Below are 25,276 nucleotides of genomic sequence, written 5' to 3'. Positions count from 1 at the left end.
AATGGCCTACCGGCCCAGGAACAGGCGGGTGGCGCGCAGGCCCAGGGGCGTCCAGTGCAGGCCCGGTGACATGGCCTGTACCAGCAACTCATGCTGGGCCGCTGGATCGAGCGTGGAGTAGCGCTGCTCGAAGAGCATCAGGTCGGTGTCCAGTTCCTGCGCGCTGCGGCCCGGGTCCGGCCGCGCGCCACGGGATGTGCGCAGGCGCTCGGCCACGCGAAAGCTCATGCGCCGCGCCGGTTTGCCGGGCTCGGCCACGGATTCGAAGGAGGCGCCATCCGCACTGGCCGGCCCACGCAGCCAGTCATGAATGACTTGCAGCTCATAGGGGGAGAAAACACCGAACATCTCTGCCCGCTCGCCCTGCAGCAGCTGCCAGAAGCGGCTTTCCTCCGCAGGCCGGTTGCGTTGTATCCAGCGTGCCTGCTCCAGCGCGCCCAGGAAGGCAGGCATGTCCTGCGGACGGGACAGCCAGTCATTGACGCTGCGGCCGGCCACCTTGCAGAAGTCCGAGTGCGCGCCATGCCCGGAAGGCGATTTGCGCGCCAGGATGCGCACCACCTCAGCTTCGATATCGAACGACCTGATCACGTCCAGCGTGCTGGTGCCCGTGTCTGCCAGCCGGGCGCCTGCGCGTACGCGGCGCCAGTATTCGCCGCCATCGTCAATGCGCGGCGCGTTCTCCCAGGCGGCAATGCAGGCGCGCCGGGCATGGCCGGTGTCGGCGTTGTCCACGGTGACATGCAGCGTGAAGTAGTAGGGATCTATCCCCAGTTCATTGAGTTCGTAGGCGGTGATGAGCAGGTGCAGCGGCAATTGCTCATAGCCCAGGTTGAATCCCACGATCTCGGGCAGGAACTGCTGCGCATTCCAGCCCAACGCCAGCTGTACCAGCCCCTGCCGGTACAGGTCGTCGGGCAGGTCCTCCACGGGATCAAGGCCATACCTGGCCAGGAGTTCCCGGTAGAGCTTGACGTGGTTCTTGTCGGCCATGCCGTCGCCCAGTTCTTCCACATAGGTGGTGACCAGGTCCGACATGCGTGAGTTGCCCGCGTGCGCGCACAGGCCGTAGAGCCAGGAACCGTCCACCAGCTTGGTAGGGGCCACATTGCGCAGGAAGTACAGCGCATGGGCGCGGTTGCCGAAGTAGCGGCGAGCGGCACCCGCCTTGCGCTCTGCCAGGTAGGCCTGGTACTGGGCGTGCACTTTTTCGACATTGGCACGCATCCAGTCGGTCAGGTGCTCCGGGTTGTCCGGCAGGCCATCGGCATCGGCAGAGGTCTCGGCGATCACGCCGTGCAGGAAGTCCGCAGCAGCCTCGCGCTCCTGTTCGGTGGGCAGATGGTTGGCCAGGCGCTCGTAGAGCGGCACATGCAGGAAAGAAGGCTCAAGCGTGCCTGCGCCAGCGGCCAGTTCGGTACGTGGGGGGTCCAGCAGTTCTGTGTTCATGGTGGGGCTTTGGTCCGTAACGCCTTCAGGATGCGGTGTGGCCCTCGGTACAGCCATCGGGCCAACGCCTTCCTGTGCGTCGTAATACGCCTACCTTTGGCGCAGGCGCCCGGGCCGGACCGCCGTCGCCCTGGCGCCCGCGCTCATGGCAGTGGAACAGGACCCGGCCCGGCCTTCCCGGCGAGCATTGGCTGGTACTGGGCGCCGGCCTGCTGGGCGTGGGCTGGGGCCCGGTTATGGACTAGCGCGGCGTCTTGCTGATACTGAGATAAAGCCGGTCTTCCTGTCGCTGCCCGGCCATCGCCTCACGCTGGCGTTCAGCGCGCATCTTGGTGCCCACGCGTACTCCCCCTCCCCACCACCTCAAACCCCATATCCTGCGCTGCCGCCGCCACGCCACCGGCCATGCGCGCAATCAGCGCCTCTGCGCCCAGGCGGCCGATGGCGGCGCCGTCCACGCGCACGGTGGACAGGGCGGGCCAGGCGTCCAGCGCCAGGGCCTGGTCGCCAAAGCCCAGCACGCCGAATTCCTCGGGCATGCGCAGGCCCAGCGCGTGGGCGTGGGAGAGCACGCCTTGCGCCAGCGCATCGGAGCTGCAGAAGACGGCATCGGCCTCCGGTACCTGGGCGCGCAGGGCGTTCAAGGCATCACGGCCACGGCCGGATTGGGGGATGGCTTCCGAGAAGACGATTTGCGCGGGAACCGGGGCACCGGCTTCCGCGGCGGCGCGGGTGAAGCCCAGGGCACGGCGGGCGGCGCGGCTGTCGTCGGCGCGCAGGATGGCCGGGCGCCGGTAGCCGCAGGCGGCGAGGTGACGGAAGGCGGCGCGGCCTGCGTCCTCCTGCGAGAAGCCGACCACCATGTCCAGCGGATGGGGCTGGTAGTCCCAGAGTTCGACCACGGGCACGTCGGCATTGACCAGCAGGCGCCGCGTGCGGGCCGTGTGCTCGGTGCCGGTGAGCACGATGCCGTCCGGGCGGCGGCTGAGCATGGCGGCCAGCCAGGTTTCCTCATGCTCCGGGTCATAGCTGGAGATGCCCAGCGTGGTTTCATAGCGCTGCGCGGCCAGGGTGTGGATGAGCGCATCGAGCATGTCGGAAAACAGCGAGTGCCCCACCGAGGGCACGATGGCCGCCACCAGCCGCGTCTGGCGCGAGGTCAGCCCGCCAGCCAGGGAGTTGGGCACGTAGCCCGATTGCTCCACGGCCTGCGCCACGCGCAGCCGCGTGGCCTCGGCCACCAGTTCAGGCCGGTGCAGCGCGCGAGAGGCGGTGATGGGCGACACGCCGGCAATGCGGGCCAGGTCCTTGAGCGTGGGCGCATTGGCGTTGCGCAGGGTGCGGAGGGTCATGCGAGGCCTTTGCCTGGAATGGCGATGGAGAGGCGGCTTGAGGATGATTGCGTGGTCATGTTAACGATGATGTCCATCAGCACGGTCTGATTGTTTCCTCTCGTACGTCCGAATGGAGAGTGCTGCCTTTGCTTGAAATGATTGCGCAATCATTCAAGAGGAGACCACCATGCGCCCTTCGCTCTCCAACCGCCGCAGCGCCATGGCGCGCCTGCTGGCTGCGGCCCTGGCTCCGGCCTCGATGCTGGCCCCGGCACCGGCCCAGTCCCAGGCCCACGCCCAGGCCGCCTGGCCCATCCGGCCGATCACGCTGGTGATTCCCTTCCCTCCCGGTGGCCAGACCGATGTGGTGGGCCGGCTGGTGGGAGAGCGCCTGTCGCAGCGCCTGGGTCAGCCCGTGGTGGTGGAGAACCGGCCCGGCGTGAATGGCTCGCTGGCCTCCGAGGCCGTGGCGCGGGCGCGGGCCGATGGCTACACGCTGGTGATTGGCGGGCCGGGCACGCATGCCATCAACCAGCTGGTCAATTCCAACGTGAGGTACGACGCGCGGCGGGATTTCACGCACATTGCCATGCTGGGGCGCGGGCCCATGCTGCTGCTGGCCTCGCCAAGGCTGAAGGTCGCTTCGGTGGCCGATGTGGTGGCCCTGGCCCAGGCCAGCCCCGGCACGGTGAATGTGGCGCTGACGGGCATTGGCTCGTCCAGCCATGTGACGACGGAGCTGCTGCGCCAGGCGGCCGGCGTGAGCTTCAACAACGTTCCCTACAAGGGCGATGTGCCCGCCATGACCGATGTGATGGGCGGCCAGGCCGACCTGCTGTTCGTGCCCGCCACCTCGGCCGTGGGCTTTGCGCAGGCGGGCAAGCTGCGTGCGCTGGCCGTGGCAGGCGAGCGGCGTCTGGCGGCCCTGCCCGATGTGCCCACCATGGCCGAGGCCGGCCAGCCGCAGGTCGTCAACTATTCATGGACCAGCCTGGCGGGGCCGCCGGGCATGCCGGCCGATGTGGTGGAGCGGCTCAACCAGGCCTGCCAGTCCCTCCTGGCCGAGCCCGAGGTGGTGGCCCGGCTGGCCGCCATGAGCAACGAGCCCACGCCGGGCACGCCCGCCCAGGCCGCCAGCTTCATCGCCGCCGAGGTGGCGCGCTGGAGCGAGGTGGTGCGCAAGGGAAACATCCAGGTCCAATGAACAGCTTCAGGAAAGCCCCCATGAGCATGCTGCCCACCAATACGTTCAAGCGCGCGCTGCGCGAAGGCCGCCCGCAGATCGGCCTGTGGTCCACCATTCCCTCTCCCTTTGTCTGCGAGATGATCGGCGGCGCGGGCTACGACTGGGTGCTGCTCGATACCGAGCACACGCCCACCGACGTGCCGCTGATGCTGGGCCAGCTGCAGGCCGTGGCCGCCGCCCTGCCCGCACCGGGCGCCCTGCCCGTGCATGCCGTGGTGCGGCCCGCCTGCAACGATGCGGTGCTGATCAAGCGCTACCTGGACCTGGGCGCCCAGTCCCTGCTGCTGCCCTTTGTGCAGAACGCGCAGCAAGCGCGGGATGCCGTGCGCGCCATGCGCTATGCACCCCAGGGCATGCGCGGCATGGGCGGTTCCACTCGCGCGGCCAACTTCGGGCGCACGGCCGACTATGTGGCACGTGCGGCCGACGAGCTATGCCTGCTGGTGCAGGTGGAGACGGCCGAGGCGCTGGAGCAGATAGAGGCGATTGCGGCCGTCGATGGCGTGGACGGCATCTTCATCGGCCCCGCCGACCTGTCGGCCAGCCTGGGTTATCCGGGCCAGGCGCGCCACCCTGTGGTGAACCGGGCCATCGACCAGGCCATTGCCCGCATCCGCGCCTGCGGCAAGGCGCCGGGGATCCTGATGGTGGACGAGGCACGGGCGCGCGAATGCCTGGAGCTGGGCGCGCAGTTCGTGGCCGTGGCGCTGGACACGCTCTTGCTGCGCGACGGGCTGGATGCGGCGGCGGCGCGCTTCAGGAAAAGGCCGCTGGCCGCGAACCCGCCAGGGCCCGCATCCACTGCCGGCAGCTACTGAGGAGCCCCACAACCATGACACGTTCCCCCGAATCCCTGCGCAGCGCACGCTGGTTTGCTCCCGATGATTTCCGCTCCTTCGGCCACCGCTCGCGCGTGCTGCAGATGGGCTATGGCTACGAGGACTGGATGGGCAAGCCCGTGATCGCCATCGTCAACACCTGGAGCGATGCCAACCAGTGCCATGCCCACTTCAGGCAGCGCGTGGAAGACGTCAAGCGCGGCGTGCTGCAGGCGGGCGGCTTTCCGCTGGAGCTGCCGGCCATCTCGCTGTCGGAAAGCATGGTCAAGCCCACGACCATGGTCTATCGCAACTTCCTGGCCATGGAGACGGAGGAGCTGCTGCGCAGCCACCCGGTGGACGGCGCCGTGCTCATGGGCGGCTGCGACAAGACCACGCCGGGGCTGACCATGGGGGCGATCTCCATGGGCCTTCCCTTCATCTACCTGCCGGCCGGCCCCATGCTGCGCGGCAACTGGAAGGGGCAGGTGCTGGGCTCGGGCTCGGACGCCTTCAAGTTCTGGGACGAACGCCGCGCCGGCCGCCTGGACGAGCAGGCCTGGCGCGAGATGGAAGCCGGCATTGCCCGCAGCCACGGCACCTGCATGACCATGGGCACGGCGGCCACCATGATGGGCATTGCCGAGGCCGTGGGCCTGGCGCTGCCCGGCGCTTCGTCCATTCCGGCCGCCGACGCCAACCACATCCGCATGAGCGCCGAGTGCGGCCGCCGCATCGTGCAGATGGTGTGGGAAGACCTCACGCCCGCCCGCATGCTCACGCGTGCGCATTTCGAGAACGGCATTGCCTGCGCCATGGCCATGGGCTGCTCCACCAACGCCATCATTCACCTGATCGCCATGTCGCGGCGCGCGGGCCATCCGGTCAGCCTCGATGACTTCGACGCCTTCAGCCGCCGCGTGCCCGTGATCGCCAACATCCGGCCCAGCGGCGACCGCTATCTGATGGAGGATTTCTTCTATGCAGGCGGCCTGCGCGCCCTGCTGGAACGCATCCGCCCGCATCTGGACACCGGGGCCATGACGGTCAACGGCAAGACCCTGGGCGAGAACATTGCGGGCAGCCAGGTCCACCAGGACGACGTGATCCGCCCCCTGTCCAGCCCCATCTACGCCGAAGGGGCGCTGGCCGTGCTGCGCGGCAACCTGGCGCCGGACGGCGTGGTCATCAAGCCCAGCGCCTGCGCCCCGCACCTGCTGCGCCACACAGGCCGCGCGCTGGTATTCGACGACTACCCCAGCCTCAAGCAGGCCGTGGACGACCCCCATCTCGATGTGAACGGCGAAGACATCCTGGTGCTGCGCAACGCCGGCCCCAAGGGCGCGGGCATGCCCGAATGGGGCATGCTGCCCATTCCCACCAGGCTGCTGAAGCAAGGCGTGAAGGACATGCTGCGCCTGTCCGACGCCCGCATGAGCGGCACCAGCTACGGCGGCTGCCTGCTGCACTGCTCGCCCGAGTCCGCCGTGGGCGGGCCGCTGGCCCTGGTGCGCACGGGCGACCGCATCACGGTGGACGTGCCCGCCCGCCGCATCCACCTGGAAGTCAGCGACACGGAACTCGCCACCCGCCGCGCCGCATGGATTCCCCCGCCCGCGCGCTACGAGCGCGGCTATGGATGGCTGTTCGGCCGCCATATCCTGCAGGCCAATGAGGGATGCGATTTTGATTTTCTGGAGACGGGTTTTGGGAGCGCTGTGCCGGAGCCGGATATTTTTTGAGAGCGTGAATGGCACAGGGTCTGCCCAGGCGCAGGGCGGCCCGTGCAGCCCTGCCTGTCCAGCTTCTACGACATCAGCCGCCTCCAGGCTGACGGCCAAGTCCTACATCGCCACTCCTTTTTGTCATGAATAGTGGCTCTGTTTTCGACAAGATACTGATTCAAGCAAGCCAATGGAAACGCCATATCCAATTGAATATTGATGAATACGAAAACCGCCGCATTCATCAGATATCGATAGGCATTTTCTAATAGCAACACACCGTTTCCCCCAGGTCCACGCGCACGCAAGCCCCCTGCCCTTCGCGGGCAGCCGTTCCCGTTTCCCCGCTGCCTTGCACCGCCGTGGACCTCAACCCAGAAGCAGAGGTGGCTGTGGACTTTCTCAGAAGCATCTTTCATCAGGCTCCGGAAATCGCGCTGTTCGCGGCCTTGGCGCTCGGTTACTGGGTGGGCAAGTTCAGGTTCGGGTCGTTCCAGCTGGGGGGCGTGGCGGGGTCGCTGCTGGCGGCGGTGCTGATCAGCCAGGTGGGGGTGACCATTGATTCGGGCATCAAGGCGGTGCTGTTCGCGCTGTTCATCTATGCCGTGGGTTTCGAGAGCGGGCCACAGTTTTTCCGCTCGCTGGGACGGCAGTCGGTCAAGGAGATCCTGATGGCCCTGGTGGTGGCCGTGTCGGGGCTGGTCACGGTGGTGGTGATCGCCCGGGTGTTCCATCTGGACAAGGGGCTGGCGGCGGGGCTGGCAGCGGGCGGGCTGACGCAGTCGGCCATCATCGGCACGGCGGGCTCTGCCATCGAGAAGCTGGGACTGGCGCCCGACGAGGTGCAGCGCATGCAGGCCAATGTGGCCATCGGCTATGCGGTGACCTATATCTTCGGCTCCTTCGGCGCCATCATCATGTGCGTGAACGTGCTGCAGTGGCTGACGGGCCGCAAGATCCGCGAGGACGCGATCCAGGCCGAGCAGGAGCTGCTCAAGGGCGTGCGCGTGTACGGAACCGGCGAGTCACCGGCCGTGCCGGATCTGGTGGGGCGCATTTTCCGCGTGGGACAGGCAGGCCGCACCGTGGCCGAACTGGAGGCCAGCGCCACCGCCAACGGCGGCACGGTGACGGTGGAGCGCATACAGCGCAGGAACGCGATGGTGGGCGTGGACGGCAGCCTGGCGCTGGAGGCCGGCGACATCATCTTGCTGGTGGGCCGGCGCGCGGCCGTGGTGGCGCTGGGCGCCTCGGTGGGCGAGGAGCTGCAGGGCGCCGAGGGCATGGACGTGGTGATGGTGCGGCGCGACGTGGCCATCTCCAACAACCAGTACCTGAACCGCAGCGTGAAGGACATCCTGGACAGCCTGTCGCAGGAGTTCAAGCACGGCGTGTACGCAGTGGCGCTGATGCGCGCGGGCACGCCGGTGCCGATTGCGCCGGCCACCATGGTCATGCCTGGCGATGTGGTGACGCTGTTTGGCACGCCGCAGGATGTGCAAAAGGCTGCGCAGTCGGTGGGGCCCATCATCGTGCCCAGCGACAAGACGGACTTTGTCTTCCATGGCCTGGGCATCACGGTGGGCCTGCTGATTGGGCTCCTGGTGCTGCGCCTGGGCTCCATTCCCATCACGCTGGGCAGCGGCGGCGGCGCCCTGCTGGCGGGCCTGCTGTTCGGCTGGTGGCGCAGCCGCAAGCACACCTTCGGCAACATGCCCACGGCCGCTTCCACGCTGCTGCGCGACCTGGGCCTGGCCGGCTTCGTGGCCATGGTGGGCCTGCAGTCGGGCCAGCAGGCCGTGACCACGGTGATGCAGCAGGGCCTGACGCTGTTCCTGCTGGGCGTGGTGGTGACCATCGTGCCGCTGCTGATCGCCATGCTGTTCGGCAAGTACGTGCTGCGCTATGACAACGTGGCCGTGTTCGCGGGCTCGCTGTCGGGGGCGCGCAGCGCCAACCCGGCGTTTGGCGAGATTCTGGACAAGGCCGGCAACTCGATTCCCACGGCACCGTTTGCGATCACCTATGCGCTGGCCAATGTGTTCCTCACATTGCTGGGCCCGCTGGTCATCGCCTTTGCCTGAACACCCCTGATCTATTCCCAAGGACCACCAAGGACCATCACAAGGAGCTGCGCAATGAGCAAGGATTATCGGAGTCTGGCGAATTTGAGCCCGTTCGAACTCAAGGACGAACTGATCAAGGTGGCCTCGGGCAAGGCCAACCGCCTCATGCTCAATGCGGGGCGCGGCAATCCCAACTTCCTGGCGACCACGCCGCGCCGGGCCTTCTTCCGGCTGGGGCTGTTCGCGGCGGCGGAGTCGGAGCTGTCGTACTCCTACATGACGGTGGGCGTGGGCGGGCTGGCCAAGCTCGACGGCATCGAGGGGCGCTTCGAGCGCTTCATCGCCGAGCACCGCGACCAGGAGGGCGTGAAGTTCCTGGGCAAGTCGCTGAGCTATGTGCGCGACCAGCTGGGGCTGGACCCCGCCGCCTTCCTGCACGAGATGGTGGACGGCATCCTGGGCTGCAACTACCCCGTGCCGCCGCGCATGCTCACCGTGAGCGAGCAGGTCGTGCGCCAGTACATCGTCCGCGAGATGGCAGGCGGCGCAGTGCCGCCCGAGTCGGTGGACCTGTTCGCGGTCGAGGGCGGCACGGCGGCCATGGCCTATATCTTCGAAAGCCTGCGCATCAGCGGCCTGCTCAAGGCCGGCGACAAGGTGGCCATCGGCATGCCGGTGTTCACGCCATATATAGAGATCCCCGAACTGGCCCAGTACGACCTCAAGGAAGTGCCCATCCACGCCGACCCCGACAACGGCTGGCAGTACTCCGACGCCGAGCTGGACAAGCTCAAGGACCCGGACGTCAAGATCTTCTTCTGCGTGAACCCCAGCAACCCGCCGTCCGTGAAGATGGACCAGCGCAGCCTGGACCGCGTGCGCGCCATCGTGGCCGAGCATCGGCCCGACCTGCTGATCCTCACCGACGATGTCTACGGCACCTTTGCCGATGAATTCCAGTCGCTGTTCTCGGTCTGCCCCCGGAACACGCTGCTGGTGTATTCGTTCTCCAAGTATTTCGGGGCCACGGGCTGGCGCCTGGGGGTGATCGCGGCGCATAAGGACAACGTGTTCGACCATGCGCTGGCGCAGTTGCCCGAGTCCGCCAAGAAGGCGCTGGACCACCGCTACCGCTCGCTGCTGCCCGATGTGCGCTCGCTCAAGTTCATCGACCGCCTGGTGGCCGACAGCCGCGTGGTGGCGCTGAACCACACGGCCGGCCTGTCCACGCCGCAGCAGGTGCAGATGGTACTGTTCTCGCTGTTTGCGCTCATGGATGAAGCGGACGCCTACAAGCAGGCGCTCAAGCAGCTGATCCGCCGCCGCGAGGCCACGCTGTACCGCGAACTGGGCATGCCCCCGCTGGAAAATCCCAACTCGGTCAACTACTACACGCTGATCGACCTGCAGAACGTGACCTGCCGGCTCTACGGCGAGGCCTTCTCGCAATGGGCCGTGCAGCAGTCGTCCACGGGCGACATGCTGTTCCGCGTGGCCGATGAGACCGGCATCGTGCTGCTGCCGGGCCGTGGCTTCGGGTCCGACCGGCCTTCCGGCCGTGCCTCGCTGGCCAACCTCAACGAGTACGAGTACGCCGCCATAGGCCGCGCCCTGCGCCGGCTGGCCGACGAGCTGTACGAGCAGTACAAGGCGCTGTGCAAGGAGTAGGCCCTATGCCAGGGCCCGCACGGCTCATCGCAGCTGTCGGGCCTTGACCACCAGCAGCGCCCCGGCCATCAGGCCCACACCGGCCAGTTGCACAGCGCCCAGCGCGCGCCCGTAGACGGTCCAGTCCAGCACGATGGCCGTCAACGGATAGACGTACTGCAGCACGGCGATGCGGCCCAGCGTGAGGCGGGCCATGCCCGCAAAGAGAATGGCGTAGGCCAGGCCCGTGTGCAGCACGCCCAGCCCTGCCAGCCAAGCCCAGGACGACGGCGCCTGCGGCCAGCCATGAACCAGCGGCACCCACAGCAGCAGCACGGTGCCGACCGCGCATTGCCACCAGGCCAGCGCAAACGGCGTGACCACTTTCTCGGTCTTGGCCAGGATGGTCACGGCCGCATAGCACAGCGAGCCGGCCAGGCACATGAGCAGTCCGGACACATGGTCTGGCCCCCAGGCTGCCGCATCGCCACCCAGCAGCCCCGTGCTCAACACCAGTCCCAGCAACGCCGCCAACATGGCCGCCACCTGCCGTGGCGCCACGGCCTCGCGCAGCACCAGGGTGCCGAACAGCATGATCCACACCGGCTGGATGTGGAACACGATGGTGGCCACGCCAATGGAGGTGCGCGGTATGGCGGCAAAGAACAGCGCCCAGTTCATCACCATGAGGACGCCGGTGGCCACCACCACCGGCCAACTCCTGCCGCGCACGCGCAACTCCCCCATGCGGCCCGTGGCCAGGCCCCAGGCCAGCAGCGCCAGCGCGCCGAAGGCGCAGCGAAACAGCACGGTGACCAACGGGTGCTGGCGGGCCTCTTCCACAAATATGCCGACCGTGCCCAGCAGCACGCCGCCCGCGATCATCAGCCACTGGCCGCGTGTCTCCTGCGCTGTGGAAGCGGCTTGTGCGGGCGCGGCGGAGGCTACGGATGCGGCCCGTAAGGAATGGGTTCTGTCTTGCATGGCCGCGATCGTCTCGTGGCAGGAAATTCTCGTAAAGCAAATAGTTTGCAGGTTTAGTATTCGATATTCGAATCCATGGAGCGTGCCGTGAACCACCCCGACTTGCAGATCGACTGGCTGCGTGCCCTGGTGGCCGTGGTGGATGCGGGCTCGCTGTCGGCTGCCGCGCCGCTGCTGCACCGATCACAGGCCGCCGTGAGCATGCAGATCAAGAAGCTGGAGACCGCCCTGGGCCAGCCCGTGCTGCTGCGCGGCCCGCGCCATCTGCAACTGACGCCAGCCGGCGCGGAGCTGCTGGGCTATGCGCGGCGCATGCTGGAGCTGCAGGCCCAGGCGCAGGCGGCTCTGTTCGGCCCCGACCTGTCCGGGCGCGTGCGGCTGGGCGTGCCGGACGACTACGCATCCACCTATCTGACGCCCGTGCTGCGCAGCTTTGCAGGCCGCTACCAGGGCGTGGAGATCGAGCTGACCTGCGAGCAGTCCACCGCACTCATCCCGCAAGTGGTGCGCGGCACGCTGGACCTGGCCCTGGTCTCGCGCGACAGGCCGCAGCGCGGGCGCCTGCTGTTCCACGAGCCTCTGGTCTGGGTGGGCGCGCCGCAGCACGAGGTGTGGAGGAAGAATCCCCTGCCGATTGCCGTCTACGAGGCCGCCAGCCTGGCGCGCACGGCGGCGCTGTCCAGCCTGGCGGCCCAGCGGCGCGCGCACCGCGTGGTCTATCACAGCTCCAGCCTTGCCGGCCAGCTGGCCGCCGTGGAAAGCGGCCTGGCCGTGGCCGTGTTCACGCGCTGCAGCGTGCCCCCGCACCTGCAGGTGCTGCAAAACCTGCCGGCCGGCTTCGAGCTGCCGCCGCTGGTGTCCATGGAAGTGTCGGCCCTGCGCAGCAAGGCCTCGCAGGGCTCGGCGGCCGTGGATGCCATGTACGGGCAGTTGATTGCGACGCTGGGTGGTGGTCGACCCTAGAGCGGCGCAGTCCACAACCCCGCGTCGCCAGCCCGGGCATGCCATGCATGGAATCTGGCTCTGTAGCCTTGCCAGGGCTCGGCGAGCACGGGGCGCGGGTCCTCGCTGAGGTCGTAGGCCATGCCTTCGGTCCACCATGCGGGCCGCAGCAGCATGCGGACGATGCCGAGTTGCTCGCTCTGCACCTGGTGGATGAGTTCATGGCGGAGGTAGTAGGCGGTCCAGGCCCTGGGGCCTATGACCGTGCCCAGGCCCGCCAGGTTCATGGCAGAGCGCGCGCCCAGCCCGAAGCTGTCCGCACAGGCCTGGGTGGCGCAGAACACCACCCGGGGCCGGTGCGGCGCAGTGCCCAGGCGCGCCGCCAGGAATCCATGGGCCTCCTCCACCATGGCGCTGGCCTGCTCCAGCCGCGAGACATCGTCCACGCAGATCCGGTCCGCCGTACAGGACACACCGACCAGCCCGGGAGCCATCACGCGCACTGGCTTGACCAGACACCAGGCCAGGGCTGGCACCACCACCATGACGAGAACAAGCAGACGTTTGAGGGGAGGGATCCTGGGTCTCATGGATTGGCTGGGGTTGGGTCGCTGTACACGGATTGTCGAGGGCTGCAGCCGCACTCAGTCATCAAAATCCCACAGCTCATGCAGATCCAGCCGCAGGCGGCTGTCGCCCTCCAGCGCCTCGCTGCGGGCCAGGCGTTCGGCCAGCAGCGCTTCGGCCAGGGTGCGGCGCACGGCCAGCAGTTCGGTCAGGCCCGATTCACCGGCGCGGTAGGCGCGCAGCGCGCGGTCGGCGGCGCCCTGCTGCAGTGCGGCAGCGCGGGCCTGGGCCTGGGCGGCGGCGCGCTTGCCGGCCAGCAGGCTCCAGAGCACGTCGAACTCCGCGCCCAGGCGGCGCTCGGCCGCCAGGCGGCGGGACAGCGCGGCATCTGCATCGGCCAGGGCCTGGTCGGCCTGGGCCTGGCGGTGCACCGAGCCCAGGGGCACGGACAGGCTGACGCCCGCAATGCGCTCGCTTCCCCCTCGCTCGCTGGTGGCGAACACGCCCACGGTGGGATCGGGCCGACGTTCCAGGTCGGCACGGCGGGCCTGGCGCAGGGCCAGGGTTTCCTCGGCCTGGGCCAGCAGGTATTCGTGGCTGTGCTCTATGTAGCGCAGGCGCAGCTGGGCCGGTGGCTGCTGCGGCAGCGGTGGCAGATCGGGCTGCGGTGGCAGATCCAGCAGCGGTGGCGCAGCCTCCCCCTCCTTCGTCCGCGCAGCCTCCAGGCCCGGAAACCGTGCCTGCAGGTCGGCCTGGGCCGCCTGGTACGCGGCCTGCGCCGTTGCCAGCGCGGCCTGCATGCGCGCGTGCTCGGCTGCGGCCAGTTCGGCGTCCAGCCTGGCCGCATCGCCTGCGCGCAGCCGGCGTTCGGTGACGCGGGCCAATTCGGCGGCAGCGTCGGCATTGTCCCGGGCGGTCTGCTGCGCCTGGCCTGCGCGCTGTGCGGCAAACCACAGCGCCAGCAACTGGCGTGCGGCTTCGTGCCGTACATCCTGGGCCGCCACGCGCGATGCGGCCTGGGTCGCTTCGGCAAGCTGCGCATCGGACTCGGCCTTGCCGCCCAGGCGCAGCGGGCGCTCGATGGCGATCTGCCCCTCGGTAAAGCGCTGGCCCGAGCCGTCGTGCACCCAGCGGCGCTGGCCGCTGGCACGCACCACGGTTTCATGCGGGCCGGCGCGCAGGGCCTGGGCGCGCGCCGCAGCGCCGCGTTGCGCGGCGTCGGCCGCCTGCACGGCAGGAGAGCGGGCCACGGCCTCGCGCACGGCGGCCTCGGGCGGCAGATGGCTTTGGGCCTGGGCCTGGACAGCGCAGGCACACAGCAAGGCAGCGGCCCAGGCATGCAGCAGGGGTTTCATGGGCATGTTCCTGAAAGAGAGTCCGGCAAGGCCTTGCGCCCTGCAGTGGGGGGAGGTGGTGTGGGTGCGGGTGGCGTTCATGGCCGGGCCTCCCTCTGGCGGCGCGGCAGGCCGAAGCGTTCGAACAGCAAGGGCAGCAGAAGCAGGGTCAGCGCCGTGGAACTGACCAGCCCGCCCGCCACCACGATGGCCAGCGGCCGCTGGATCTCCGAGCCCGGCCCGCTGGCCAGCAGCAGCGGCACCATGCCCAGCGCGGTGATGCAGGCCGTCATCAGCACGGGCCGCAGCCGGTCGCGCACGCCGTGCCGCACCACCTGGGACAGGGGCTGGCCCGCAGCCAGCAGGTTGTTGAAGTGCGATACCAGCACCACGCCGTTGAGCACCGCAATGCCCAGCAGCGCGATGAAGCCCACGGAGGCAGGCACCGACAGGTACTCGCCCGCCGCACTCAGCGCTGCCATGCCGCCCACCAGCGCGAACGGGATGTTGGCAATGACCAGCAGCGCCTGCCTGGGCGAGCGGAAGGTCAGCACCAGCAGCACGAAGATGGCGCCCAGCGCCAGCGGCACCACCAGCGCCAGCCGCGCGGCGGCGCGCTGCTGGTTCTCGAACTGGCCGCCCCAGACGATGCGCATGTCCTTGAGGCCGGCATCACTGGCGATGGCCGCCTGGGCATCGCGCACAAAGCTGGCCAGGTCGCGCCCTTCGACGTTGACCTGCACCACGGCGAAGCGTGCGCCGTTTTCGTGGTCCACGCGCACGGGGCCGTCGCGGGCCGCCAGCGTGGCCAGGGAAGTTAACGGCCAGCTGCTGCCGTCCGCCGCCGTCACCAGCAGCCCGGCCAGGCCTTCGGGCGACTGGCGCAGCGCCGCCCCGCCGCGCAGGATGAGCGGCGTGCGCGCCACGCCTTCGGGCACGATGCCAATGCGCTCGCCTTCCACCAGGGCGCGCAGTTGCGCCTGCAGGCCATCGCCACTGAGCCCGGACTGGCCCAGCGCCGCGCGGTTGAGCGCCACCTGCAGGTATTGCACGCCGCTGTTGCTGGGCGCGATGACTTCGGAGGCCCCGGCCACCGCACGCATGCGCGCGGCCACGGCCTGGGCGGCAGTGTCCAGCCGCGCCAGGTCAGGATCGAAGATCTTGATTGCCACGTCGCCGCGCGTGCCGGTCAGCATTTCGGAGACACGCATTTCTATGGGCTGGGTGAAGCCGTAGATGAGCCCCGGAAAGCCCTGCATGACTTGGCGTATGGCCTCGGCGATGTCTTCCTTGCTGCCGCGCCACTCGTCGCGCGGGCGCAGCACCAGGAAGGTATCGGTCTCGTTCAGGCCCATGGGGTCCAGGCCCAGATCGTCCGAGCCCGTGCGCGCGACGATGGAGCGGATCTCGGGCACCTGCTCCAGCAGCGCGCGCTGCACGCGCCCGTCCATGTCCAGCGAAGCGGCCAGCGAGATGGAGGGCGTCTTTTGCAGCTGCACGATCATGTCGCCCTCATCCATGGTGGGCATGAAGGTCTTGCCCACGGACAGGTAGAGCACGGCCGCCCCGGCCAGCGATGCCCCGGCAATGCCGAAGACCGCAGGCCGGTGGGCCAGGCTCCAGCGCTGCATGCGTTCGAAGCCCCGGGCCACGCGCCGCATCAGCCAGGGTTCATCGCCGCCATGCGAGCGCAGCAGCAGCGAGGCCAGCGCAGGCACCACGGTGAAGGCGATGAGCACCGAGGCTCCCAGCGCCAGCACGATGGTCAGCGCCACCGGCGCGAACAGCTTGCCCTCCAGCCCCTGCAGCGTGAGCAGCGGCAGGAACACGATGGCAATGATGGACACGCCGGCCAACATGGGCACGGAGACCGCCGAGACCGCCTGGCGGATCAGCACGGCCCGGTCCTGCGGCGGGGCGCTGCCTGCCGTTTCGATGGCCGTTGCGCCCGCAGACTCATTCGCCAGCGCGGTCTCTATGTTCTCCACCACCACCACCGCGGCATCCACCAGCATGCCCAGGGCGATGGCCAGGCCGCCCAGGCTCATCAGGTTGGCCGTCAGGCCCGCATGGCGCATCAGCAGGAAGGTGGCCAGCATGGACAGCGGCAGCGTGGCCGCCACCACCAGGGCCGCCCGCAGCCCGCCCAGGAACAGGTAGAGCGTGACCAGCACCAGCACGCTGGCCTCGACCAGGGCGCGCACCACGGTGCCCGCCGCGCGCGAGACCAGGTCGCCCCGGTTGTAGAAGACCTGGGTGCTCATGCCCTTGGGCAGCCGGGGAGCCAGTTCGTCCAGCCGCGCCTGCACGGCGTCCACCAGGCTGCGCGCATCCACCCCGCGCAGTCCCAGCACCAGGCCCTGCACGGCTTCGCCACGCCCGTCGCGGCTGACGGCGCCGTTGCGCGTGGCTTCGCCCAGGCGCACGGTGGCCACATCGCCCACGGTGGCGGCAACGCGCCCCTCATGGGCGGGCGCCACGACAATGGCACGCAGGTCGTCCAGCCCGCGCACGCCGCCTTCCACGCGCACCACCCAGTGCTCTTCCCCGCGGTCCAGCCGGCCTGCGCCGTCGTTGCGGTTGTTGGCCTCCAGCGCCTGGCGCAGCTGGTCCAGCGTCACGCCGCGCGCCCGCAGCCGGGCGGGGTCGGGGATCACCTCGTAGCCGCGCACCATGCCGCCCAGGGCATTCACGTCGGCCACGCCAGCCACGGTGCGCAGCGCAGGGCGAATCACCCAGTCCAGCACATGGCGGCGCTCGGCCAGAGACCATTGCTCACCGTCGATGGTGAACATGAACATCTCGCCCAGCGGCGTGGTGATGGGGGCAAGCCCCCCTTCGGCCGTGGCGGGCAGCTCGCGCTGCAGGCCGGCCAGCCGCTCGGACACCTGCTGGCGCGCCCAGTACACGTCCGTGCCCTCGCTGAAATCCACGGTCACGTCGCTGATGCCGTACTTGGACACCGAGCGCACCATGGTCTTGTGCGGCAGGCCCAGCAGTTCCTGCTCAACGGGCGTGGAGACGCGCTGCTCCACCTCCTCGGGCGTCATGCCGGGCACCTTCAGGATCACCTTGACCTGGGTGGGCGAGATGTCCGGGAAGGCATCGATGGGCAGGTGCACATAGGCCCAGGCACCGGCCAGGGCCAGCGCGCAGGCGGCCATCAGCACCAGCGCGCGCTGGCGCAGCGAAAAATCGATGAGGCGCGCCAGCATCACTCACCCCCGCCCAGCAGGCCCTTGAGAGCGGCAATGCCCGTCACGGCAATGCGCGCCTTGGGCGGCAACGTGCCGCGCACCACGGCCGTGGCCTCGTCGCTGGCCTCCACGGACAGCGGCATGAAGCGTGCCCCCTGCCCGGTGGCGACAAAGACGCCGGTGCGGTTGTTCCAATGCGCCAGCGCCGCAGCGGGCACGCGCAGGCGTGCACCGCCAGAGCCACCGGCAGATCCACCGGAAGGCCCGGCGTCCGCACCAGCCAGGGCCAGCGACGCGGTCACGCTTTCGCCCACGCGCAGGTCGCCAGCGCGTTCCAGCGCAACGCGCACCCGCATGCCGGCCGATCCATCACCGACCGGGGCCATGCCAGCCACCTTGCCCTGCGCACCGCGCGCCGCCACCTGAACGCGGTCGCCCACGCCGGGCAGCGGCACCTCGCGGCCCAGCAGCAGGTCCAGTTCCAGCGCCGTGGGGTCGGCCACGCGCAGCAGCGGCGCCGAGGCCTCCACCCGCGCGCCCGGCACCGCCAGCACCTCGGTCACCAGGCCTGCGCGGGGCGCCACCAGGTGCACCTCGTTGCCGACGAACTGCAGGCCGCTGGCGGCCAGTTCGGCGCGCCGCGCCTGGGCCATGGCCGCGGCCTCGGCGGCGCGGGCCTGCGTGGCCTGCCAGCGGCTGGCGGCGATGATGCCGTCCTCATGCAGCGCCTGGTCGCGCGCCAGGGCCTGGCGTGCCAGGCGCGACTGGGACTCGGCCTCCAGCAGCGCGCGCCGCGCCTCATACAGCTGCGGGCTGGTGAACACCGCCACCGGCTGGCCGGTGCGCACCGTCTGGCCCAGGGCCACGAGCACGCGCGGCACCGCGCCCGCATAGGGGGCGGCCACCACGGCCTGGGCATCGGCCCGCAGCACGACGCGAGCGTGGGCCGAGACCTCGATGCGCTGTGCCGCCTGAATGGGTTCGAAACGCACGCCCAGCGCCTGTGCCTGTTCGGCGGACAAGGCAACGGATGTGGGCGTGGATGCAGATCCGGATGTGGGTCCGGACGGGGGATTGGGCGGGCTTGCGGGTGCGACCTGGGCCTGGGCGGCCATGCCGACGGCTGGCAGCGCAAATGCGCCGGCCAGCAGCCATGGGGAAAACATCATTCCTGACTCCGGGAAAAAAGACGAACGCCGTCGACGCGCAGGCGGTTCGCGGCGCGCGGGCGAAGAAGGACTGAGGCGGGCCTGTGGACCAGGCCGGGGAGGTCAGGAAGCCAGGGGCGGTGCCTGGGCGGGGGAAGGCCGTATCACGCGCCCGCGCCAGCGCGGACTCAGGCGCATGGGCTGCAGCGGCAGGGCGGGCCGGGGCGCAATGCAGCGCATGCGCGCGGCACGCAGGCCCAGGGTGAGCAAGACCAGGCCGACCACGGCCAGCAAAGGCATGGGCAGCAGGTCCAGCGGCTGTATGGCGTCCTGCACATCGACCTCGAAAGGCTCGACATGGTCTTCATCCACATCGGTGAAGGAGCCGTGGGCCACGAACAGGTGGAAATGCGAGTCGGCCACCCGCGACGGCGCCGCGTGGATGTGCAGGCCGGCCTGGTTCGGAGTGCCGAAATGGCTGTGCAGCAGCGGTATCAGCAGCTGCGCCACCATGATGAGCAGCAGCAAGGCGCTCCGCATGGATAGGCTCCGGATGGCATGCAACATGGCCGGAGATTGTAGTGCCGGTGCCTGCGCAATCGGTTCAATCCCGCAGTTCGGCAAGGGCACCATGCACCTGTCACATACCAAAGCAAGCCCCCGCCATCGCGGCAGGCCCGCAAGCCGCACCAGGCCTCGGTTCAAGCTGGAGTGACGGATTTCATTGTATTTTTTCGGATATAACGAAGCCATTCATGGAGCACTTCGCCCCCTCGGAGCCCGCCGGAGTCCGCCGGGCTGTGCTGGAGAACCGACTTGACGCAAAAATACATCCCCCATCTGCTGGCCCTGGACCGCGAGCGTGACTGGGCGCGCGCAGCGCAGGCCTGCGGCATCTCCGACAACACGCTGGCCCAGGCCATACGCTCGGCCGAGGCGGAGTTTGGCCACGCGCTGGTGCGCGCGGGCCGACCCTTCCAGGGGTTCACGCCGGAGGGCGAACAGGTGCTGGCCTGGGCACGGCAGTTCGCCCAGGCGGTGGATGCACTCAAGCACTGCTTTGCCGACACGCGCAAGCGGGCAGGCCTGGCGCCCCTGTTGGCGCGCCGCTCCATCTCGCCCAGGCGGCTGGCCATGCCGGGCCCGGACAGCGGCGACATGGACCTGATGATCGAGGCGGCGCTATGTTCACCAGATCATGGTGCATTGCACCCCTGGCGGGTTCTGGAGTTTCCCGCCCACCAGCGCGAGGCCTTGGCCAGCCTGTTCGAGCAGGAAAAACTGCGCCGCGACCCACTGGCCCCGGCCGACGATATCCGCCGTGCGCGCGAGCATGCAACGCGCGCCCCGGCGCTGATCGCCTTCATCATCTCGCCCCGGCCGCGCTCGCGCGTGCCGGTGCGTGAGCAATGGCTGGCTGCGGGCGCGGCACTGGGCAACTTCCTCAATGCCGCCCACCATTTGGGCTTTGGTGCCATCGTGCTCAGTGGCGAGCGCTGTTTTGACCCGGCCCTGCATTCAGCGCTGGGTTTGCGCGAGGGCGAGCACCTGGCCGGCTTCATCAGCCTGGGCACCATCACCAGCCAGCCATCCCCGCGCGCAACGGTGGCGCCCTCTTCCATGCGCACGGCATGGCAGGCGGAGCAGGCAGCAGCGGTCACGGCACAGGCCCTTCTCCAGCCAGACGGCAACCACGACAGCCACGGCAGCGATCTTTGAAGCCGCAGCCAGCGCGTGCAGGGTGGCGCACAAGTGGCGCACAGGTGGCGCACTGACTGCGCGGGGCGGTTAGAGTTGCGGGGCTGCTGCGCCCTCTTGCGTCCTCTTGCACCCTCTTGCGCCCTCTTTTCCATCACGGAACAAGCTTTCATGATCATCCGGCCCCGCCCCCACTGGCTGCGCATGCTCTTCGTGCTGCGCGGCTCGGTGCTGCCCGACATCCTGCCGCAGTTGATGGCCGCCACCCTGTTCGCCGTGCTGGTCACAGCACTGCATGGCCAGCTGTTCGCCTGGAAGGTGCCGCTGAACTTCGTGCCGTTTTCGCTGATCGGGCTGACGCTGGCCATCTTCCTGGGCTTTCGCAACAGCACCAGCTACGCGCGCTATTGGGAGGCGCGCACGCTGTGGGGCACCCTGCTCAACGAGACACGCACCCTGGTACGCCAGGCCCGGACCTTGACGGACGCGCCGCAGCACGCCCCGGCTCTGGCCATGGTGCTGGCGGCCTTCGTGCACGCGCTGCGCCACCAGTTGCGCGGCACCGATGCCGCGGCCGACATGCGCCGCCTGCTGCCCGCCGCCGACTGCGAACGCCTGTCCACGGCGCGCTTCAAGCCTGCCGTGCTGCTGCTCATGGCCGGCGAATGGCTGCAGGCGCGCCGCCACGATGGCAGCGTGCAGCCGGTGCTGGTGCCCGCCATGGAGGCGCCGCTGTGCAAGCTGGGCGAGGCACTGGGCGGTTGCGAACGCATTGCGGGCACTCCGATTCCCTTCACCTACGCGGTGATCATCCATCGCACCATCTACCTGTACTGCCTGCTGCTGCCCTTCGGCCTGGTGGATTCCATCGGCTTCATGACGCCGGTGATCGTGGCCTTCATCGCCTACACCTTCTTCGCGCTGGAGGCCTTGGGCGCCGAGCTGGAGGAGCCCTTCGGCACGGCGCCCAACGACCTGGCGCTGGACGCCATGTCGCAGATGATCGAGGCCACGCTGCGCGAGCTGACCGGCGAGGTGCTGCCGCCTGCGCCGCAGCACAAGGATGTGCTGTTTCTGACCTGACCCTGCCGGCCCGGACAGCGCCGGCGGCACAATCTGCCACCCGCATCACAGAAAAAGGACAAGCGCCATGACGGAGACAAGCAAGGTCAAGGGACCGGCCTCGTATTTCCCTTCCATCGAGAAGACCTACGGCCAGCCGATTGCGCACTGGATGGACCTGCTGCAACAGCAGGACACCCGCAAGCACATGGAACTGGTGGGCTGGCTCAAGGCCCAGCACCAGATGGGGCACGGCCATGCGAATGCGCTGGTGGCCGTGTTCCTGGCACAGGCCTGACCTGCAGCCAGCAACCCTCAGCCGATGGCCGTGCCCAAAGCCTGGCGCACGGCGGCACCCGCCTCGTCAAACAGGCGGCGTGATGCCGGCGCCAGCCCCAGCATATGCATGCAGGCGTGCACCATGCCGGGCAGGCGCACGGCCTGCACCGCCACACCGGCCTGCGCCAGCCGCTGCGCATAGGCTTCGGCCTCGTCGCGCAGCGGGTCGTATTCGCAGCTGATCACTGTGGCTTGGGGCAGGCCTGCCAGGTGTTCCGCGCGCAGCGGAGAGACAAGTTCGTGCCGCCCCGGTGCCGCATCGCCCAGGTACGCGCCATAGCAGTACTCCATGGCCGCACGCGTGAGGTAGTGGCCCTCGCCGAACTGCTGGAACGACTGCGAATCCATGGCCGCGTCCAGTGCCGGGTACAGCAGCAGCTGGTGGGCGATGGCCGGTGCGCCCGCCGCTCCCCAGCCTTCTTGCTGCCGCGCCAGCAGGCAGGCGGCGGCCGCGAGGTTGCCGCCCGCGCTGTCTCCGGCCACGCCGATGCGCCTGCGATCCAGGCCCAGCGCATCGGCCTGCTCAAAGGTCCAGGCAATGGCATCGCAGAAGTCATGCAACGGCACGGGAAAGCGGTGCTCGGGCGCCAGCCGGTAGTCCACCGAGACCACGACGACGCCCGTTGCCATGGCCAGCGCGCGGCAGGGGTTGTCGTAGACCTCCAGCGAACCCAAGCACCAGCCGCCGCCGTGGGCGAAGACCAGGGCGGGCCGGGGCGTGGGTGTGTCCGAGGCCAGCGGCCGGTAGATGCGCACGCGCAGCGGCGCACCGTCGCGCGCGGGCAGCGTGAAGTCTTCGGTACGGGCCACGGCCTCAGCCGGGCCATGCAGGGCGCGCAGCCCGGCGTCGGTGGCCTCGCGCAGCGCCGCCAGCGTGGGCGGCGTGGGCGGGGCCACGGCCTGGGTTGCCTGCGCCAGCTCGGCGAGATAGCGCGCAATGTCAGTGTCCAGGCCCATGGTCACAGCGTCCTTTGCAGGAAGGGCAGCAGCTCGGCGATGAAGGGCTCGGCAGCCTCCTCCATGATGAAGTGGCCGCAGCCCGGCACGATCACGCCCGACAGGTCATCGGCATGGCCGCGCAGCGTGGCCAGCGGCGCATCGGCCGTGGCGTGCTCGGCGCCAATGGCCAGCACGGGCATGGCCAGCGGGCGCAGCGCACGCTCGCGGTTCTGGCGAATGGTTTCGGGAATGGCGCGGTAGTAGGCAAAGCCGCCGCGCAGGCCACCGGGCGCGGCATAGGCATCGACATAGACGTCCACGGCCACACGGTCGCGCCGCAGCGACCAGCGGTTGAACATGAACTCCAGGTAGGCACGCTCGCGCCCCGCGATCAGGGTCTCGGGCAGGTCGGCCAGCTGGTTGAACATGAAGTGCCACAGGAAGATGTTCTGGTCTGGCGGCGCAAAGATGCTGGGTTCGGGCGCCAGGCCGGGGATCACGGCCTCGGTCAGCGCCAGGGACTGCACGGCCTGCGGCTGGTCGCTGGCCAGCGCATAGGCCACCCACATGCCCACGTCGTGGCCGGCGACCTGGTAGCGCTCATGGCCCAGCGCCAGCATGGTGCGGTGCAGGGTCAGCGCGATGGAGCCCGTGTCGTAGCCGGTGTCGGGCCGGTCCGAAAAGCCCGTGCCCGGCGGATCGACGGCAATGGCCTGGAAGCCCTGCGCCGCCAGCGCCTGCATGACGTGGCGCCAGGCATACCAGGTCTGGGGCCAGCCCGGGATCAGCAGCACGGGCGCGCCCTGCCCGGCCGTGATGCAGTGGATGCGGCGGCCGTCGATGCGCACGTAGTCGTGCGAGAACTCGCAGGCCTGGTCTTCCTGCTTGCGCAGGGCGTTCGATGTGAAAGCGTTCATTGTTGGATTCTTTTTGAGGTTCTTTGGCTGCGGGCGTGCTCAGGCGATACCGAGCATGGCGTTGATCTGGCGCTGGTCCACGGGGGCGCCGGCGAAGTCGTCAAAGATCTTGTCGGTCACGCGGATGATGTGGCGGTTGATGAAGTCCACGCCCTCGCGCGCACCGTCTTCCTGGTCCTTGAGGCAGCACTCCCATTCCAGCGAGGCCCAGCCCTGGTAGTCGTACTGGGCGAACTTGGAGAAGATGGCCTTGAAGTCCACCTGACCGTCGCCCAGCGAACGGAAGCGCCCTGCCCGCTCCAGCCACGAGGAATAGCCGCCGTAGATGCCCTGGCGCCCGCTGGGCAGGAACTCCGCATCCTTCACATGGAACATGCGGATGTGCTCGCGGTAGATGTCGATGTAGTCGAGGTAGTTGAGCTGCTGCAGCACGAAGTGGCTGGGATCGAACAGGATCTTGCAGCGCGCGTGCTGGCCCACCAGTTCATGGAAGCGCTCGAAACTGGTGCCGTCGTGCAGGTCTTCGCTGGGGTGGATTTCGTAGCACAGGTTCACGCCCTGCTCGTCGCAGGCGTCGAGGATGGGGCGCCAGCGGCGCGCCAGCTCCTCGAAGGCGGTTTCGATCAGGCCGGCCGGGCGCTGCGGGAACGGGAACAGATAGGGCCAGACGAACGAGCCCGAGAACGTGCCCATGTCGCTCAGCCCCATGCGGCGCGATGCACTGGCCGACAGCGTGAGCTGCTCCAGCGCCCAGGCCGTGCGTGCGGCCGGATTGCCGCGCAGCGCCTCGGGCGCAAAGCTGTCGCACATGGCATCGTAGGCCGGGTGCACGGCCACGAGCTGGCCAAAGATGTGCGTGGTCAGCTCGCTGGCCACCAGGCCGTGCGAGGCCAGCATGCCGTTGACATCGTCGCAATAGGTCTGGCTGCTGGCGGCCGTGGCCACGTCGAACAGGCGCTGGTCCCAGGCGGGAATCTGCAGGCCCTTGAAGCCCACGCCGGCCGCCCAGCGTGCGATGTCTTCCAGGGAATTGAATGGTGCCTTGTTGTCGGCGAATTGCGCCAGATGAAGGCTTGGGCCCTTGATGGTCTGCATGTGATTTCCTTGCGTTGAGCTATTGTTTGTTGATCGACAAAGAATAGTATCACGCCAACGCGGCTGCTTTTGCGAAGCCGATGCAAGACAGCATCACGGCGCCGCTAAGATGCCGCCCTGACTGTTGAGAAGGATGAGGAAGATGGCCGGAAGACCCAGGGAATTTGACCGAGACCAGGCGCTGGAGCGCGCCATGCTGGCGTTCTGGCGGCGCGGCTACGAGGGCACGTCCATGGCCGACCTGGTGCAGGCGCTGGGCATTGCGTCAGCGCGCATCTATGCGGCCTTCGGCAGCAAGCAGGACCTGTTCCGCGAGGCCGTGCAGCGCTACGAGGCCGGTGATGGCGGCTTTGCCGACCGCGCCATGGCCCAGGAGCCGCGTGTGCGCGACGCCCTGGCCCGCGTGCTGCGCGATGCCGTGGCCACCTATACGGACGATGCCCATCCGCTGGGCTGCATGGTGGTCACCGCCGCCACCAATTGCGCAGAGGAAAACGAGGCAGTCGCCGCCTGGCTGGCCGAACACCGCCGCCAGCGCACGCAGTCCCTGATCGACCGCCTTCAGCGCGCGCTGGATGAAGGCGAGTTGCGCGCCGGCACCGATGTGCAGGCGCTGGGGGATTTCTATGCCACGCAACTGCACGGCATATCGGTGCAGGCCCGCGATGACGTGCCGCGCCAGCGGCTGCTGGCGGCGGTGGAGACCGCCTTGCTGCTGCTGGACACGGCGCTGGAGCCGGCGCTGCAGCCCGCAGCCAAGGCGGACTGAG

General features: G+C 68.9%; 21 protein-coding genes. 10 read left to right on the top strand and 11 right to left on the bottom strand.

The features are described from left to right. Positions 1-6: 6 nt before the first annotated feature. Both IB269_RS07635 and IB269_RS07630 read right to left on the bottom strand, forming a co-directional pair. Complete coding sequence (locus IB269_RS07635) at positions 7-1,449, bottom strand: iron-containing redox enzyme family protein (RefSeq protein WP_192366802.1); 1,443 nt, start codon at positions 1,447-1,449, stop codon at positions 7-9. Positions 1,450-1,766: 317 nt separating this feature from the next. Next, the gene (locus IB269_RS07630; protein ID WP_192366801.1) at positions 1,767-2,801 is read right to left on the bottom strand and encodes a LacI family DNA-binding transcriptional regulator; all 1,035 of its coding nucleotides are present in this window, start codon (positions 2,799-2,801) and stop codon (positions 1,767-1,769) included. A gap of 169 nt (positions 2,802-2,970) precedes the next feature. Between IB269_RS07630 and IB269_RS07625 the strand changes: the two genes are divergently transcribed. The 5 genes from IB269_RS07625 to IB269_RS07605 all read left to right on the top strand — a co-directional run bounded on the left by IB269_RS07625 (position 2,971) and on the right by IB269_RS07605 (position 10,305). After that, positions 2,971-3,987, top strand: coding sequence for a Bug family tripartite tricarboxylate transporter substrate binding protein (locus IB269_RS07625; protein ID WP_192366800.1), 1,017 nt, complete (start codon positions 2,971-2,973; stop codon positions 3,985-3,987). 20 nt (positions 3,988-4,007) lie between these two features. After that, on the top strand, positions 4,008-4,847 hold the full coding sequence (locus tag IB269_RS07620; RefSeq protein ID WP_192366799.1) for an HpcH/HpaI aldolase family protein: 840 nt from the start codon (positions 4,008-4,010) through the stop codon (positions 4,845-4,847). 14 nt (positions 4,848-4,861) lie between these two features. Beyond that, on the top strand, positions 4,862-6,589 hold the full coding sequence (gene araD / locus IB269_RS07615; protein WP_192366798.1) for an L-arabinonate dehydratase: 1,728 nt from the start codon (positions 4,862-4,864) through the stop codon (positions 6,587-6,589). Between the two features lie 374 nt (positions 6,590-6,963). After that, the gene (gene aspT / locus IB269_RS07610) at positions 6,964-8,655 is read left to right on the top strand and encodes an aspartate-alanine antiporter (protein WP_034398603.1); all 1,692 of its coding nucleotides are present in this window, start codon (positions 6,964-6,966) and stop codon (positions 8,653-8,655) included. A gap of 54 nt (positions 8,656-8,709) precedes the next feature. Further along, entirely contained in the window at positions 8,710-10,305 is a 1,596-nt protein-coding gene (locus IB269_RS07605) for a bifunctional aspartate transaminase/aspartate 4-decarboxylase (RefSeq protein ID WP_192366797.1), read from the top strand. Positions 10,306-10,329: 24 nt separating this feature from the next. Here the strand turns inward: IB269_RS07605 and IB269_RS07600 are convergent, their stop codons facing one another. Beyond that, complete coding sequence (locus tag IB269_RS07600; protein ID WP_192366796.1) at positions 10,330-11,268, bottom strand: DMT family transporter; 939 nt, start codon at positions 11,266-11,268, stop codon at positions 10,330-10,332. A 75-nt stretch (positions 11,269-11,343) separates the two neighbouring features. On the opposite strand from IB269_RS07600, the gene IB269_RS07595 reads away from it, so the two are divergent. Continuing rightward, positions 11,344-12,231, top strand: a complete 888-nt coding sequence (locus IB269_RS07595; protein ID WP_192366795.1) for a LysR family transcriptional regulator — start codon at positions 11,344-11,346, stop codon at positions 12,229-12,231. Here IB269_RS07595 and IB269_RS07590 read toward each other — a convergent pair. From IB269_RS07590 to IB269_RS07570, 5 genes are all read right to left on the bottom strand, one after another. Continuing rightward, positions 12,228-12,800 (bottom strand): hypothetical protein, encoded by a 573-nt coding sequence (locus tag IB269_RS07590; RefSeq protein ID WP_192366794.1) that lies wholly within the window; start codon positions 12,798-12,800, stop codon positions 12,228-12,230. The two genes, IB269_RS07595 and IB269_RS07590, sit on opposite strands and share 4 nt — an antisense overlap. Positions 12,801-12,854: 54 nt before the next feature. Further along, on the bottom strand, positions 12,855-14,132 hold the full coding sequence (locus IB269_RS07585) for a TolC family protein (RefSeq protein ID WP_192366793.1): 1,278 nt from the start codon (positions 14,130-14,132) through the stop codon (positions 12,855-12,857). Positions 14,133-14,209: 77 nt separating this feature from the next. Then, the gene (locus tag IB269_RS07580; RefSeq protein WP_192366792.1) at positions 14,210-17,326 is read right to left on the bottom strand and encodes an efflux RND transporter permease subunit; all 3,117 of its coding nucleotides are present in this window, start codon (positions 17,324-17,326) and stop codon (positions 14,210-14,212) included. After that, positions 17,326-18,477 (bottom strand): efflux RND transporter periplasmic adaptor subunit, encoded by a 1,152-nt coding sequence (locus tag IB269_RS07575; RefSeq protein ID WP_192366791.1) that lies wholly within the window; start codon positions 18,475-18,477, stop codon positions 17,326-17,328. Before IB269_RS07575 ends, IB269_RS07580 begins: the two co-directional genes overlap by 1 nt. Positions 18,478-18,579: 102 nt before the next feature. Next, positions 18,580-18,996 carry a hypothetical protein gene (locus IB269_RS07570; protein ID WP_012205745.1) on the bottom strand — a complete coding sequence of 139 codons (417 nt, stop codon included), beginning with the start codon at positions 18,994-18,996 and terminating at the stop codon, positions 18,580-18,582. 276 nt (positions 18,997-19,272) lie between these two features. Here IB269_RS07570 and IB269_RS07565 point away from each other — a divergent pair, with 276 nt between their 5' ends. From IB269_RS07565 to IB269_RS07555, 3 genes are all read left to right on the top strand, one after another. Further along, a complete protein-coding gene (locus IB269_RS07565; RefSeq protein WP_192366790.1) occupies positions 19,273-20,175 on the top strand; it encodes a nitroreductase in 903 nt (300 codons plus the stop codon). 150 nt (positions 20,176-20,325) lie between these two features. Then, complete coding sequence (locus IB269_RS07560) at positions 20,326-21,237, top strand: bestrophin family protein (protein WP_192366789.1); 912 nt, start codon at positions 20,326-20,328, stop codon at positions 21,235-21,237. Between the two features lie 67 nt (positions 21,238-21,304). Continuing rightward, the gene (locus IB269_RS07555; RefSeq protein WP_013802290.1) at positions 21,305-21,514 is read left to right on the top strand and encodes a DUF4287 domain-containing protein; all 210 of its coding nucleotides are present in this window, start codon (positions 21,305-21,307) and stop codon (positions 21,512-21,514) included. A gap of 17 nt (positions 21,515-21,531) precedes the next feature. Here IB269_RS07555 and IB269_RS07550 read toward each other — a convergent pair whose 3' ends face one another. Genes IB269_RS07550 through IB269_RS07540 form a run of 3 tightly spaced genes read right to left on the bottom strand, consistent with a single transcriptional unit; the run spans position 21,532 to position 24,506 of the window. Continuing rightward, positions 21,532-22,512 carry an alpha/beta hydrolase gene (locus tag IB269_RS07550; RefSeq protein WP_192366788.1) on the bottom strand — a complete coding sequence of 327 codons (981 nt, stop codon included), beginning with the start codon at positions 22,510-22,512 and terminating at the stop codon, positions 21,532-21,534. A gap of 2 nt (positions 22,513-22,514) precedes the next feature. Further along, a complete protein-coding gene (locus tag IB269_RS07545) occupies positions 22,515-23,411 on the bottom strand; it encodes an alpha/beta fold hydrolase (protein ID WP_192366787.1) in 897 nt (298 codons plus the stop codon). A gap of 39 nt (positions 23,412-23,450) precedes the next feature. Next, positions 23,451-24,506, bottom strand: a complete 1,056-nt coding sequence (locus IB269_RS07540; RefSeq protein WP_192366786.1) for a sugar phosphate isomerase/epimerase family protein — start codon at positions 24,504-24,506, stop codon at positions 23,451-23,453. A 142-nt stretch (positions 24,507-24,648) separates the two neighbouring features. Here IB269_RS07540 and IB269_RS07535 point away from each other — a divergent pair, with 142 nt between their 5' ends. Further along, complete coding sequence (locus tag IB269_RS07535; RefSeq protein WP_192366785.1) at positions 24,649-25,275, top strand: TetR/AcrR family transcriptional regulator; 627 nt, start codon at positions 24,649-24,651, stop codon at positions 25,273-25,275. Position 25,276 lies beyond the last annotated feature (1 nt).

This window comes from Delftia sp. DLF01, from assembly GCF_014852125.1.
In the GTDB taxonomy this organism is placed as follows: domain Bacteria; phylum Pseudomonadota; class Gammaproteobacteria; order Burkholderiales; family Burkholderiaceae_C; genus Comamonas; species Comamonas acidovorans.
The sequence above is the reverse complement of the archived record's forward strand: the minus strand, read 5'-3'. Positions and strand labels throughout refer to the sequence as shown.